The organism is Paludisphaera soli (genome assembly GCF_011064595.1).
Classification (GTDB): Bacteria; Planctomycetota; Planctomycetia; order Isosphaerales; family Isosphaeraceae; genus Paludisphaera; species Paludisphaera soli.
Map to the genome: position 1 here is coordinate 100,214 of NZ_JAALJI010000012.1, position 12,673 is coordinate 112,886.

The following is a 12,673-nucleotide window of genomic DNA, read 5'->3' on the forward strand; positions in this document are numbered from 1 at the left end:
GGGCCCGACGCCTCGCGGGGGCGCATCCGCCTTCCCCGATCGGATCGTCTCGTCCACGCCTTGTCGGCCCCCGCTGCAGGTAACTTTTGCAATTTCCCGGGCGATCTTACAGGAATCCGCCTTGACCGTCACGGCCCGCGCGACCTTCGAGGCCCTCGCGAGCCCTGTTTCCCGCCGAATTCGGGCCTCATGGCGAACCTCGTCCCCCTTCCGTCGGTCTTGGCATGCGAGCTGCTTTAACTACCCGGCATCGAAGGCGAGACCAACCCGGAGCGACGCTCGGCTCCGCCGAGAAACGATAACGGATCCCCGATCACACAAGGAGGAAGTCACATGCTGGTCCTGAGCAGGAAGTTGGGCGAGGCGATCCAGATCGGTCCGGACATCCGCATCGTCGTCGCGAAGATCGACGGGCATCAGGTCCGCATCGGCATCGAGGCCCCGATGAGCGTCTCGATCAAGCGTCAGGAAATCTGCTTCGAGCTCCCCTCCGAGCGCGACGCCGACCGCTTGATGGAGGCGGTGAGCGCTTGACGACCCCCTCCCCGGCGCGCCCACACTGGACGGCCTGACGCGGGGCGGATGATCGCCCCGCGCAGGCCCTCCGGACGCCGACCGATGCGCATCGTGATCGCACCCGACAAGTTCAAGGGGAGCCTGACGGCCCCCCAGGCGGCCGACGCCCTCGCGCGAGGCGTCCGCGCAGCCCTCCCCTCCGCCGAGATCGTCGCCGCCCCCATGGCCGACGGCGGCGAGGGCGTCGTCGACGCCCTGGTCGTGGCCACCGGCGGGAGCTACGAGGAAGCTCACGTCGTCGGCCCCCTCGGGTCCCCCCACACCGCGCGGTTCGGGCTGCTCGGCGACGGTGGCACGGCCGTCGTGGAGATGGCCGCCGCGGCCGGACTGGCCCTCGTCCCGGAGGACCGCCGCGACCCGCGAAGGACCACCACGCGCGGCGTCGGCGAGCTGATCCTGGCCGCCGCGCGCACGGGCGTCCGACGCCTCATCGTCGGCATCGGCGGCAGCGCGACCAACGACGGCGGCGCGGGGATGGCGCAGGCGCTGGGGTTCCGGCTGCTCGACGCGCGGGGCCGCGACCTCGGCCCGGGCGGCGGGGCGCTGGTGGACCTCGACCGCATCGTCCCGCCGGGCGAGCCGCGCGCGCTCGGGCGCGTCGAGGTCGCCGTCGCCTGCGACGTGACCAACCCGCTCTACGGCCCCACGGGTGCCTCGGCCGTCTACGGCCCGCAGAAAGGGGCCACCCCCGAGATGGTCGCGGAACTCGACCGCAATCTGGAGCACCTGGCCCAGGTGATCGAGCGCGACCTCGGCGTCGCGATTTCCGACGTCCCCGGCGCGGGGGCCGCGGGGGGCCTCGGCGGGGGGCTGTTGGCGTTCGCGGGGGGCCGCCTGCAACCCGGGATCGACCTCGTGATCGCGGCCGTCGGCCTGGAGAACAAGCTCCGGGGGGCCGACCTCTGCCTGACCGGCGAGGGCTCGCTCGACGCCCAGAGCGCCTTCGGCAAGACCGCCGTGGGGGTCGCCCGGCTCGCACGGTCGCTGGGGGTGCCCACCTTCGCCCTCGTCGGCTCGCTCGGTGAAGGGGCCGAGGCCTGCCTGGCCGAGGGGATCGACGCCTATTACGCGATCGGCCGAGGGCCGGCGACGCTCGACGAGTCCCTCGCCCGCGCGCCGGAACTCCTCGCCTCGGCCGCCGAGCAGGCGGTGCGCGGGTTCCTCGCCGGGGTCCGCCGCGGCTCGCGAGGAGATCGGGCTCATGAGTGAACATCCCGTCATCGGCGAATTCGGCCTCATCGACTGGATCCGTCGCCGGAACTCGGCCGCCGGCGCGACGCTCGGCATCGGCGACGACTGCGCGATGGTCGACTTCGAAGGCGCGCCGGCCCTCGTGACGGTCGACATGCTGATGGACGGCCGCCACTTCCGACTGGCGGAGGACGGCCCCGAGGCGGTTGGCGCGAAGGCGATGGGGGTCAACCTCTCCGACGTCGCGGCGATGGCCGGCGTCCCCCGGTTCGCGGTCGTCGCGGTCGCCCTGCCCCGGGACTCGGCGGTCGACGTGGCGAAGGGCCTGCACGAAGGGATCCGCCGGATGACCGACCGCTTCGGCGTGCAGCTGATCGGCGGCGACACCAACGCCTGGGACGGGCCTCTCGTCGTCACCGTCACCCTCCTGGGGGCCGCGACCTCCCGCGGCGTCGCGAAACGTTCCGACGCCCGGGTCGGCGACGCGATCTTCGTCACCGGGCCGCTCGGCGGCAGCCTCTTCCGGGGCCGGCACCTGCGGCCGGAGCCCCGGGTGGCGGAGGCCCTCGCCCTATCGGCCGCGACGGACCTGCACGCGATGATCGACCTCTCGGACGGACTCTCGTCCGACCTGGGCCACATCCTGGAGGAGAGCGGCGGCCTGGGCGCGGCGCTCGACGCCGAGGCCGTGCCGATCCACGACGACGCGATCGACCACTCCCGCGCCGACGGCGTCCCCGCGCTCGACCACGCCCTGAACGACGGCGAGGACTTCGAGCTTTGCTTCACCGTCCCCGCCGACGCGGCCGACGCCCTGGCGGCGCGCCCTCCCGACGGGGTCTGGCTCCGCCGCATCGGCGCGATCGTCGCCGAGCCCGGCCTCCGGCTCCGAGGGGCCGACGGCCGCACGTGGGCGATCGAGGGCCGGGGGTTCGACCACATGAAAGGCCCGTCTCCGCGATGAACGTGCAGCCGCTCGAAGACGCCCTCCAGGTCGAGGTCGCGGGCGAGGCCGAGACCGAGGCCCTCGGCCGCGCGATCGCGACGTTGCTCGCCCCCGACGTCGTCGTCGGCCTGGTCGGGCCGCTCGGCGCGGGCAAGACGCGGCTCTCCCGCGCGATCGCCGAGGCCCTCGGCGTCGACCCGACCGCCATCGCCAGCCCGACCTTCGTGCTCATCCATGAATATGAAGGCGTGATCCCGGTCTACCATTTCGACGTCTACCGCCTCCCCTCGCCCGCGGCGTTCGAAGACCTGGGCGCGGCCGATTACTGGGCCGCAGGCGGCGTCTGCCTCGTCGAGTGGGCCGACCGCGTCCCCGACTCGCTCCCCCCCGACGCCTGGTGGATCACGATGGCACCCGTCGACGAGTCCCGGCGGACGATCCGCATCGCCGCCCCCGCCGACGTCCGAAACCGGCTCGCCGAGGCCCTCGCACCGAAGGAAGCACCATGACGCCGAACTGCCCGTCGCGTACTCGAAGATCACTCTTTCATCGCGTCGCTGAATTCCTTCCCCCCCGGCGGGGGAAGGTGGCAGAAGGCCGGATGAGGGGGGGACGCACGCAGGGAGTCTCGAACTTCGAAGCCCCACCCGCGCGGCCGAGGCGCGGGAAAGACCTCCTCGAAACCCGGCGGCCTTCTCGCTCGTCCCCCCCTCATCCGGCCCTTCGAGCCACCTTCCCCCGCCAGGGGGGAAGGGCTTTGTGGTCCATGTTCCTCGCGGCCCTCGCCATGACGGCCCACGCCGAGGACGGCACCCCAGCCGAAGAAGCCAAGCCCAGCCTCGTGGGCGCCTACGGGCCCTGGCTGTCCGACAAGGTCCTGGGCGACGGCCCTGCGAAGCTCTCGTTCCGCACGGGCCGGTGGAAGTCGCTCGACGAGTGGCGAAAGGTCGGCCGCGAGCGGGTCTGGGAGTGCCTCGCGCCGGTCGACCAGGGGGGCGTCCCAGAGGTCCGCGTCGAGGAGACGCGCGAGTTCGACGGCCTGCACATCGAGCGGCTCTCGTGGCAGCTCCCCGGCGGGCCGCGCACGGAGTCCGTCTTCCTGAAGCCGGCCGGGGCGACGGGCAAGCTCCCCGCCGTGCTCGCGCTCCACGACCACGGCGGCAACAAGTTCCTGGGCTGGCGGAAGATCGCCCGGATCGGCGACGAGCCCTGGCCGATCGTCGTCGACCATCAGGACCACTATTACGGCGGGGTCGCCTGGGCGAACGAGCTGGCGAAGCGCGGCTACGCGGTCCTCGTCCACGACACCTTCCCGTTCGCCAGCCGCCGCGTCCGCGCGGCCGACGTCCCCCAGCGGATCCGCGAGGGGGGCGTCGATCCCGAGCCGACCGACGCCGAGGGCGTGGCCCGCTACAACAAGTTCGCCGGCGCCCATGAAGACGTGATGGAGAAAGGCCTGATCAGCGCGGGGACGACCTGGCCGGGCGTCTACGTCGTCGAGGACCAGCGGGCGCTGGACGTACTTTGCGCCCGGCCCGAAGTCGACCCGGACCGCGTCGGCTGCGCGGGGCTCTCCGGCGGCGGCATGCGGACCGTCTACCTCGGCGGGCTGGACGACCGCGTGAAGTGCGCCGTGGCGGTTGGCTTCATGACCACCTGGCGGGACTTCCTGCTCAACAAGTCGTATACCCACACCTGGATGGCCTACGCCCCGCTCCTTCCGCGCGACCTGGACTTCCCCGAGATCCTCGCCCTCCGCGCGCCCCTGCCGACGATGGTCCTCAACAGCAGCGAGGACCAGCTTTACACGCTCCCGGAGATGCAACGAGCCGACGCGATCCTCCGCGAAACCTTCGCCAAGGGGGGCGCCCCCGAAGCCTACGACTGCCGCTACTACCCCGGCGGCCACCGCTTCGACCTCGACATGCAGCGCGACGCCTTCGCCTGGTTCGACCGCCACCTCGCGGCCTCACGCGATCCTCGCCCTTGAGACCGGGATGCCGGATTTCGGGAACTCCGCCGCGGCCCCGGACGTCTGAACCAGGACGACTGACATGGTACGCGAGGGAGGGTTCGTCCGATACGAGCCGCCACCGGCATGAGGCGAGGTGACCGTTGAACAAGTCCAGACTGCGGCTCGGGCTGACCTCCGTCGCGATCGCGTCGATCTATGTGCTGTTGCTGACCCGCGCGGAGGAGCGGCCTCGGGACCGACCCGTCGCCGATCAGCCTCCGGCCCGGGTCGAAGCCCCTCCTCCGATCGCGAATCAGACCGCCCCCCCGACCCGCAGCCATCCCCGGAACGACGGCCCCCCGGACGTGCCCGAGATCGTGATCCCGAACGAGGCGACGCCGCCCCCGGCCTTCGAGGTCTGGACCCGGAACCGTCGGATGAAGGCGGCGGAGAGGTGCGTGTTCGAGCAGATTCGCGAGGCCCTCGCGGATAACCGGGTCATCCCCGAGCACCGCGCCCGGCATTTCTCCTGGATAAAGACGGACGAGTCCGGGATGAAGACCGAGGATCTCGGGGCCTTGAACTGGACGGCCGAGCTTTTGGCCGTCGAACCCATCGAGAACGGCCATCTCGTCTCCCTGCGAATCCAGCCCCGGATGGGGCCGCCGGGCGGCGGGCAGCTCGTCCTCCTCGACCATTCAATCGAGCGATACAAGGTCTTCCAGGACGGGACCTGGTCCTTCGTCGACGGGACCACCCCACCGGGCATGGGTCACGGCGGCTGGATAATGGATTGACCCCGCCGGCCTGACGCCGGGCCGCGAAATGGCGAAGCGATCAGGGCTGGCCGTCCCGAGCCGGGATCGGCGCCCCCACCCGCGAGGCCCAGGATCGCCAGGCGGCCGTCAGCTCCGCCAGGCGTTCCGGCTCGTCGGCGGCCCGATCGCGGGTCTCGGCGGCGTCCTCGGCGACGTGGTAGAGCTGCCAGTACCCGCGAGCCTGGGCCACGGCCTTCCAGCCGTCTTCGATCACGGCCCGGCCCCCTTCGTGCTCGAAATACAAGGTCCGGCGGTCCTGGCGCGGGCGGCCGGCGAGGGTCGGCGTGAGGCTCTCGCCTTCGAGAGGCTTGAGGACGCGGCCGTCGTATCGCGCGGGATAGTCCACCCCCGCCAACTCCAGGCAGGTGGGCATGACGTCGATGACGTGGCCGAGGCGATCGGCGGTCGCCCCGCGGGCCGCTTGCAGCCCCTTCGGCCAGCGCACGATCAGGGGCGTGTGGCAGCCGCCGTCGAAAGACTCGGCCTTCCAGTAGCGGAACGGGGTGTTCGCCGCGTTGGCCCACCACGAGCCGATGTAACCCCAGGTCTCCTCCGAGCCGGGTTGGAACGGGGCCTCGTAGCGGATCGGCTTCCCCTCGCGCGTCCGCGAGGCGCGGTCGAACCCGCGCTCCAGGTAGCGCTCGGGCGAGGCCCCGTTGTCGGCCAGCACGAGGATGATCGTATCCTGCTCACGCCCCGTCTCCCGGAGCGCCTGAAGGATCGCCCCGACCCCCTGATCGACCCGGTCCACCATCGCGGCGTGCACGGCCATGAGCGCGGCCTGGTGCTCACGGCCGGCGTGGTCGAGCGCGTCCCAGTCGGGCCCGCGCCCGTCCAATTCGGGCAGCGGATGGGTCACCGGGTCGATGAGGCCCATCGCGACCTGCCGGCGATATCGGGACGCGCGCAGAGCGTGCCAGCCGTCGCGGTAGGTGTCGCGATAGCGGGCGACGTCCTCCGGGCGGGCGTGCAGCGGCCAGTGCGGGGCGCAGTGGGCGACGTAGAGGAAGAACGGCCGATCCTCGCGTGACATCGTGTGGATGTAATCGACGGACTTCGCCGTAATGGCGTCCGTCAGGTAGAAGTCGTCGGGGACCTCGCGGACGGGCTCGGTCCCCTCGACCAGCGAGAAGGGGTCGAAGTAGTCGACCACGCCCCAGATGGGCCCGTAGTGGCGGTCGAAGCCCCGATTGATCGGGTAGCTGCGGACGTCGGCGAACGGCCGGTCGAAGTCCGCCTGGTGGTCGAGCCAGGCCAGTTGCCGGAGACCGTCCGGCTTGCCGTCGATCGGCGACGTCTCCGAGAGATGCCACTTGCCGGCCATGGCGGTCTGATAGCCGTGCTCGCGCAGTAGCTCGGCGATCGTCGCGCCGTCGCGGCCCAGGTCCCTCCCGTTCTGGGCCAGCCCCACCTGGTGGGGATACAGCCCGGTCAGGAGCGACGCCCGAGTCGGGCAGCACCGCGAGGCATTGTAGAACCGGGTGAAACGCAGCCCGTCCGCAGCCAGGCCGTCAATGTTGGGCGTCTGGATCTCGCCGCCGTAACAGCCGAGGTCGCTGAAGCCCAGGTCGTCGAGCATGACGACGACGATGTTCGGGCGACGGCCCTCGGCCTGGAGCCCCGACGCCCGCGCCTCTCCCGCGATCGACGCGAGAAGGAGCCCGATCGCCAGCCCGAGCCGGGCGGGAATCCGAAATGCTGCTTGTCGCACGACGACGCCTCCCTCGCCCCCCTCCACCCCACTTGAGGCCGCCTCGGTCCCGGGCCTCCCGATCGGTCGAGGGTAGCAGAATTCGGCGTCGCGAATCGAGCGACTCGAACCATCCTGAAGGTGGGTCGATGCGCCTCTCGGGTCCAAGAAACGCGACGTCAACATGCAGACCTCCGACGACAAGGGATCCGGTGCGGGCGGCCGTGAAACCTCGGCGATACGCGCCGAACGAAGCCAATTTTCACTCAGATCTCAAATGCTTAAACCAAAACAACTTGCGACTCTCCCCGCCCTCAAAACTTGTGCGCGAACGAACCCAATCGAAGCCGATCCCGGGGCGGCGGTGGAGGGGGCGGCCGGCGACGATCGAAGTCGGACCGCCGGGCCGATCGAGGTGGCAACGGCACCGTCGAATCGCGCCGAACGAAGCCAACCACTCGACCGAACGTAAAACATTATCCTATTGTACCTTGCGACCTGAAAACCCGTCGATTCCCGCGTGCGAACGAACCCAATCGAAGCCAGTTGTCACCACCCAGACCGCCGCCGAGGCCCGAAGAGCGAGGCTTCCCTGGAGGGGGGCCCCGGGCACCTCGGCTTGGAAGGCGGGGACCCCGAACGGTAATGTGGCGATGTACGAATCTTCAATTCAACGACGGTGGCCCTCGTGACGACCTCGCCCGAATCCGACGTTTACGATGTGGCGGTCCTGGGCGCCGGGGCGGCCGGGCTGGTGGCCGCGATGCGGGCGGCGGAGCGCGGGGCGCGGGTGGCCCTGCTGGAGAAGAACCGCAAGGCCGGAGTCAAGATTCTGATCTCCGGCGGCACCCGCTGCAACATCACCAACGCCCGGGGGCTGCGGCGGCTGGAGTCGGTCTCGGGGCCGATCGACCCGGGGTTCGACCCGAAGCTGCTCCGGGGCGTCCGGGCGATCCAGGACGCCTTCGGGGCCAACGGTGCGTTTCTCGGGCCGTCGCTGCGGAAGTTCGACGTGGACCAGACGGTGCGCCTGTTCGAGGCCGAGGGAGTGACGGTCAAGGTCGAGGCCAACGGCAAGATCTTCCCCGCCTCCGACCGCTCGGTCGACGTGCTGGAGGCTCTCCTGCGTCGGCTCGGACGCTCGGGGGCCGAGGTCCGATTCCTCTGCCCGGCCCGGTCGGTGGAGCGCGACAGCGAGGGCTGGCGGATCGGCCTGCCGGAAGGCGAGATCCGCGCCCGTCGGGTGATCCTGGCGGTCGGCGGGAGGTCGTTCCCGGGATGCGGGACCACCGGGGACGGCTACGCGATCGCGCGGGCGCTGGGGCATACGATCGTCGAGGTCCGCCCCGCCCTGGTGCCGTTGAAGGTGGTTCCGGAATGGGTGCCGACGCTCCGGGGGCTGAGCCTGCAGGACGTGGTGGCGTCGGTCCACGGGCCCTCGGGCCCGGCCCTGGCGCAAAGGCGGGAGGCGATCCTGTTCACGCACACAGGCCTCAGCGGCCCGGCAATCCTGGACGTGAGCCGGGCCGAGGCGCGACGGGCGGACGCCGATCGGCTGGAGCTTCGGATCGACTTCCGGCCCGACGAGTCCCGCGAGGGGGTGGACCAGCGGCTCCAGGCGGCGACGCGTCGCGGCCGCGCGGCGGTCGCCTCGATCCTCTCGGCCGACCTGCCGCATCGCCTGGCGGAGTGCGTGCTGGACCACTGCGCGATCCCCCGGTCGCGGATCGGCCCGGACCTGTCGCGGGCCGAGCGGATCCGGCTGGTGGGGGCGCTCAAGGGCCTGGCGATGCCGATCGCGGGGACGCTGGGGTTCGAGAAGGCGGAGGTCTGCAGCGGCGGCGTCGCGCTGGAGGAGGTGGATCCGAAGACCCTGGAGAGCCGGCTGGCGCCGGGCTTCCACCTGGCGGGCGAGGTGCTGGACCTGGACGGCCTGATCGGCGGCTACAACTTCCAGGCCGCCTGGAGCACCGGCTGGCTGGCCGGCGAGTCGGCGGCGGCGGGCGTCAGCGGCTGAGGGCCCCTCGCGAGATCGCCCCCGGGTCGCGCGAGACCTTCTCGGCGAACTCGCGGAACGAGGCCAGGGCGATCTTGAGCTGCTGGAGCGCCTGGTTGGCCGAAGCGGCCAGGGCGTTGAAGTTGTCGTAGAGGTCGGACTGGGTGAGCAATCGTTGGATGGAGCCGTTGGTGTTCAGGCCGCCTCGGTTGTTCCGGAGGGTGTTCGAGAGCAGCTCGACGTCGGAGGCGATGCGGTTGACCCGGCGCACGGTCTGGCCGAAGTCGGTGGCCGGCGTGCGGTCGACCGGCGAGCCGAGGTCCTTCATGAGCGGGGCGGCGTCGGCGAGGGCCGTGTCCAGCCGGGCGGAGGCGGCGGAGAACTTGGCGACGCCGGTCTTGAGGGCGTCCTGGGTGGCGGGGTCGAGGGTGCTGTTGAGCCGGTCGGAGGCCTGCTGGATGTTCGCCAGGGCCGCCTTGACCCCGGCCTCGTTCTGGTCGACGAAGCCCCGGATGCTGGTGGAGGCGGCCGAGAGGTCCTTGCCGGTGGCGTCCCAGGTTGCGAGGAACTCGTCGAGCTTGCCGGCGCTCTTGGAGATCTTGGCGAGCCCCGAGGCGGCTTCCTGGATCGTGGTGAGGGTGTCGCCGGCGCGTTCGAAGGCGATGGTGGCGGCGGCGAGGGCCTTGGAGGGGTCGGCGGCCACCTCACCCTCGACGATCGGGGCCTGGGCCGGGGTCGGGCCGGTCTCCATCGGGCCCTCGCCCACGCCGGGGAGCAGGTCGATGGTGACGTCGCCGATGAGCGACTTGGTCAGCCGGGGGATCGACCCCTTTCGAAGCTTGAACTGGCTCTCCAGGGCGAGGGTGACGAGCACGCCGTCCGGCTGGTTCGCCCGGTCGTCGAAGTCGATGCCGACGACTTCGCCCACGCGGATGCCGCTCTTGCGCACGGCGACGCCCTGGAGCACGCCCGGGGCCTCGGCGTAGTGGACCTTGATGAACCCGCGCTCGCGGAGGATCTGCGGGGACTCGCCGAACCAGACGATCAGCATCGTCAGCACCAGGCCGGCGACGATGACGAACATGCCGAGCCGAAACTGCATGACGCGTTCATTCATGAGCACCCTCTTCTCTTCCCGCGGGGGTCGGCCGCATCGTCCGGGTCAGGGGCTCGCCGCGCGATTCTGGGCCGCCAGCTCGCGGAGCCGCTCGCCGGCCTCGCCCCGGACGAACTGGCGGACGCGGGGATCGGCGGCGTCCTCCAGCCCCTCGGCCGGGCCGTCGTAGATCATCTGGGATTCGCCGCGGCCGATCCGAGCCAGCGGGTAGAACATCACGACCCGGTCGGCCACCTTGGTCACCGTCCGCATCTCGTGCGTGACGACGACGCCGGTCTTGTCGCCCCCCCGCTGGGTCTGGAGGATCAGCTCGTTGATGACGTCGGTCATGATCGGGTCGAGGCCCGTGGTCGGCTCGTCGTAGAGCATGACCTCGGGGTCGAGCGCCAGCGCCCGGGCGAGGCCCACGCGCTTGCGCTGGCCGCCGGAGAGCTCGGCCGGCTTCTTGTGCTCCAGGCCCTGGGGGAGGCCGACGTCCTGGAGCCTCTCGGCGACGATGGCGGCGACCCGATCCTCGTCGCATACGTGGTGCTCGCGCAGCCCGAAGGCCACGTTGTCGTAGACGCTCAGGCTGTCGAACAGCGCGGCCATCTGGAACAGGAAGCCGAACCGGAGCCGGAGCTTCACGAGGTCGCGCCCGGCCAGCCGAGTCACGTCCTGGCCGTCGAAGAGGATCCGCCCGCTGGTGGGGTGGAGCAGGCCGATGATGAGCTTCAGGAGGACCGTCTTGCCGCACCCGCTCTCGCCGATCACGCAGACGGTCTCGCCCCGCCGTAGCGTCAGGTTGAGCCCGCGCAGGACCTTCTGGTGGCGGAACTGGATGGAGACGTCCTGGAATTCGATCAGTTCCGCGGCGGGGGGGTCCGCCTGGATCGCCGTGGGCGCGGCATCGCTCATAGCAGCCCCGAGGCCTGAGGCCAGATCGCGCGGTAGGTCGTGTTCCAGGCCAGGCCGAGGACGAAGTCCAGGAAGAGGATCGCCATGAACGAGAACACGAACGCCTCGGTCGCCGCCTTGCCCACGCCCTCGGCGCCGGCCGTGGAGTTGAACCCGCGATGGCAGCTGATCAGGGCGATCGCGGCCCCGAAGAACAGGCTCTTGAGCACCCCGGCCAGGATGTCGAGCCCCTCCACGTAGTCGCGCGAGTGCTTCCAGTAGGCGAACGAATCCACCCCCATGACCTGGGTGCAGACGGCCGCCCCGCCGATGACCCCCATGAAGTCGGCCATCAGGGTCAGCAGGGGGATGAGCAGCAGGCAGGCCATGAACCTGGGGACCGCCAGGTAATAGATCGGGTCCGTCCCCAGAGCCGAGAGGGCGTCGATCTGCTCGGTGACCCGCATGGTCCCCAGCTCGGCCGCCATCGACGAGCCCACGCGGCCGGCGAGCATCGTCGCGGCCAGCACCGGGCCCAGCTCCTTCACCAGGGAGATGTTGATGACCGAGCCCAGGCGGGTCGCCAGGCCCATCATCTGGAACTCGTGAAAGGCCTGGACCGCCAGGACCATGCCGATGAACGTCCCGGTGATCGCCACGACCGAGACGCTCTGGACGCCGATGGCGTAGAAGATCGGCACCAGGACCGACCAGCGCGGTCGGCGTCGGAAGATCCAGCCCAGGGTCTTCAGCGAGAACAGGCCCACGTCGCCGATCTCGGCCACCCGGTCGAAGACGTGCTGACCCAGGCGGTGGACCGCCGTTTCCGGGCCTTCGTCAGCGTCCGCTTCCGGATTGAGCGTCGCCACGGCCATGCCCGCATCCCTTCCCTGAAATCGCAGGCCCATCCCAGGCCGGGGCCCTCCGCCCCGGGCCGCGTCTCGGCCCCGACGCCCCGATCGCTCGACGATCGGCGTCGTCCGGTCATTCTCAACATTCCTCGATAAGTTGACAAGCCCGACTCACGGGCCCCGATCGCGCCACGCATCCCGCTCGGAACTCTCGGCTTGCGGAGGTCCAAGGCCGATCGGCGCGCGCGGCGACGCCACACCCTCGGCGAGCACGATCGACGAACCTCACCCCGCAGACGTCGCGGGTCCGCTCTCAGCGCAGGACGCGGATGTAAATGCAGCCTTCGTGGATGCAGATGTCGGCTTCGACGCCTTCAAGCCCGGGAAGCGCGACTTCCAGGTAGTTGAAATCCTGATCCCGATATCGATGCACGGAACGCTTCGATGGGTCGGACCCCTTCCGCGAACGGACGCTGGACAAGCAGCCCAGCAGGTCGGTCACGAGTTCGGGCAACGAACGCCGGACCTCGGGCTTGATCGCGGGTCGGACAATGGGGAGGGTGACATTGCAGGAAACCTCAGACATGGCGAAATCCTTAAAACGTGGCGACCCACGGCGTGGGACGCGGGACCGACATGGGAGGGCAGGCTGGTCCGG

General features: G+C 70.6%; 12 protein-coding genes. 7 read left to right on the plus strand and 5 right to left on the minus strand.

Annotation, left to right across the window (positions count from 1 at the left end):
• The first annotated feature begins 333 nt into the window (after window positions 1–333).
• The 6 genes from csrA (at window position 334) to G6O68_RS16530 (ending at window position 5,464) form a co-directional block, all read left to right on the plus strand.
• On the plus strand, window positions 334–534 hold the full coding sequence (gene csrA / locus G6O68_RS16505; protein WP_165249727.1) for a carbon storage regulator CsrA: 201 nt from the start codon (window positions 334–336) through the stop codon (window positions 532–534).
• Between the two features lie 84 nt (window positions 535–618).
• Window positions 619–1,785 carry a glycerate kinase family protein gene (locus G6O68_RS16510; RefSeq protein ID WP_165249728.1) on the plus strand — a complete coding sequence of 389 codons (1,167 nt, stop codon included), beginning with the start codon at window positions 619–621 and terminating at the stop codon, window positions 1,783–1,785.
• A complete protein-coding gene (thiL, locus tag G6O68_RS16515) occupies window positions 1,778–2,731 on the plus strand; it encodes a thiamine-phosphate kinase (protein ID WP_165249729.1) in 954 nt (317 codons plus the stop codon). Before G6O68_RS16510 ends, thiL begins: the two co-directional genes overlap by 8 nt.
• Complete coding sequence (gene tsaE, locus G6O68_RS16520; protein ID WP_165249730.1) at window positions 2,728–3,222, plus strand: tRNA (adenosine(37)-N6)-threonylcarbamoyltransferase complex ATPase subunit type 1 TsaE; 495 nt, start codon at window positions 2,728–2,730, stop codon at window positions 3,220–3,222. Before thiL ends, tsaE begins: the two co-directional genes overlap by 4 nt.
• A gap of 257 nt (window positions 3,223–3,479) precedes the next feature.
• Window positions 3,480–4,703 carry an alpha/beta hydrolase family protein gene (locus G6O68_RS16525; RefSeq protein WP_240911328.1) on the plus strand — a complete coding sequence of 408 codons (1,224 nt, stop codon included), beginning with the start codon at window positions 3,480–3,482 and terminating at the stop codon, window positions 4,701–4,703.
• A 125-nt stretch (window positions 4,704–4,828) separates the two neighbouring features.
• Complete coding sequence (locus G6O68_RS16530; RefSeq protein ID WP_165249731.1) at window positions 4,829–5,464, plus strand: hypothetical protein; 636 nt, start codon at window positions 4,829–4,831, stop codon at window positions 5,462–5,464.
• A 40-nt stretch (window positions 5,465–5,504) separates the two neighbouring features.
• On the opposite strand, the gene G6O68_RS16535 is transcribed toward G6O68_RS16530, so the two are convergent.
• Window positions 5,505–7,196: an arylsulfatase gene (locus G6O68_RS16535; RefSeq protein WP_206108115.1), complete on the minus strand. Its 1,692-nt coding sequence runs from the start codon at window positions 7,194–7,196 to the stop codon at window positions 5,505–5,507.
• Between the two features lie 667 nt (window positions 7,197–7,863).
• On the opposite strand from G6O68_RS16535, the gene G6O68_RS16540 reads away from it, so the two are divergent.
• A complete protein-coding gene (locus tag G6O68_RS16540) occupies window positions 7,864–9,192 on the plus strand; it encodes a BaiN/RdsA family NAD(P)/FAD-dependent oxidoreductase (protein WP_315852135.1) in 1,329 nt (442 codons plus the stop codon).
• Here the strand turns inward: G6O68_RS16540 and G6O68_RS16545 are convergent.
• The 4 genes from G6O68_RS16545 to G6O68_RS16560 all read right to left on the minus strand — a co-directional run bounded on the left by G6O68_RS16545 (window position 9,182) and on the right by G6O68_RS16560 (window position 12,601).
• Window positions 9,182–10,288 (minus strand): MlaD family protein, encoded by a 1,107-nt coding sequence (locus G6O68_RS16545; RefSeq protein WP_165249733.1) that lies wholly within the window; start codon window positions 10,286–10,288, stop codon window positions 9,182–9,184. The genes G6O68_RS16540 and G6O68_RS16545 overlap by 11 nt on opposite strands.
• A gap of 45 nt (window positions 10,289–10,333) precedes the next feature.
• Complete coding sequence (locus tag G6O68_RS16550) at window positions 10,334–11,185, minus strand: ABC transporter ATP-binding protein (protein WP_165249734.1); 852 nt, start codon at window positions 11,183–11,185, stop codon at window positions 10,334–10,336.
• The gene (locus tag G6O68_RS16555; RefSeq protein ID WP_165249735.1) at window positions 11,182–12,039 is read right to left on the minus strand and encodes an MlaE family ABC transporter permease; all 858 of its coding nucleotides are present in this window, start codon (window positions 12,037–12,039) and stop codon (window positions 11,182–11,184) included. Before G6O68_RS16555 ends, G6O68_RS16550 begins: the two co-directional genes overlap by 4 nt.
• 289 nt (window positions 12,040–12,328) lie before the next feature.
• Entirely contained in the window at window positions 12,329–12,601 is a 273-nt protein-coding gene (locus G6O68_RS16560) for a hypothetical protein (protein WP_165249736.1), read from the minus strand.
• Window positions 12,602–12,673: the final 72 nt, after the last annotated feature.

What these genes read in the sequence shown, in the direction of transcription:
- G6O68_RS16545 (WP_165249733.1), bottom strand. Translation starts at nt 10,288, where the DNA reads ATGAATGAACGCGTCATGCAGTTTCGGCTCGGCATGTTCGTCATCGTC.
- G6O68_RS16560 (WP_165249736.1), bottom strand. Translation starts at nt 12,601, where the DNA reads ATGTCTGAGGTTTCCTGCAATGTCACCCTCCCCATTGTCCGACCCGCG.
- thiL (WP_165249729.1), top strand. Translation starts at nt 1,778, where the DNA reads ATGAGTGAACATCCCGTCATCGGCGAATTCGGCCTCATCGACTGGATC.
- G6O68_RS16510 (WP_165249728.1), top strand. Translation starts at nt 619, where the DNA reads ATGCGCATCGTGATCGCACCCGACAAGTTCAAGGGGAGCCTGACGGCC.
- G6O68_RS16525 (WP_240911328.1), top strand. Translation starts at nt 3,480, where the DNA reads ATGTTCCTCGCGGCCCTCGCCATGACGGCCCACGCCGAGGACGGCACC.
- tsaE (WP_165249730.1), top strand. Translation starts at nt 2,728, where the DNA reads ATGAACGTGCAGCCGCTCGAAGACGCCCTCCAGGTCGAGGTCGCGGGC.
- csrA (WP_165249727.1), top strand. Translation starts at nt 334, where the DNA reads ATGCTGGTCCTGAGCAGGAAGTTGGGCGAGGCGATCCAGATCGGTCCG.
- G6O68_RS16550 (WP_165249734.1), bottom strand. Translation starts at nt 11,185, where the DNA reads ATGAGCGATGCCGCGCCCACGGCGATCCAGGCGGACCCCCCCGCCGCG.
- G6O68_RS16555 (WP_165249735.1), bottom strand. Translation starts at nt 12,039, where the DNA reads ATGGCCGTGGCGACGCTCAATCCGGAAGCGGACGCTGACGAAGGCCCG.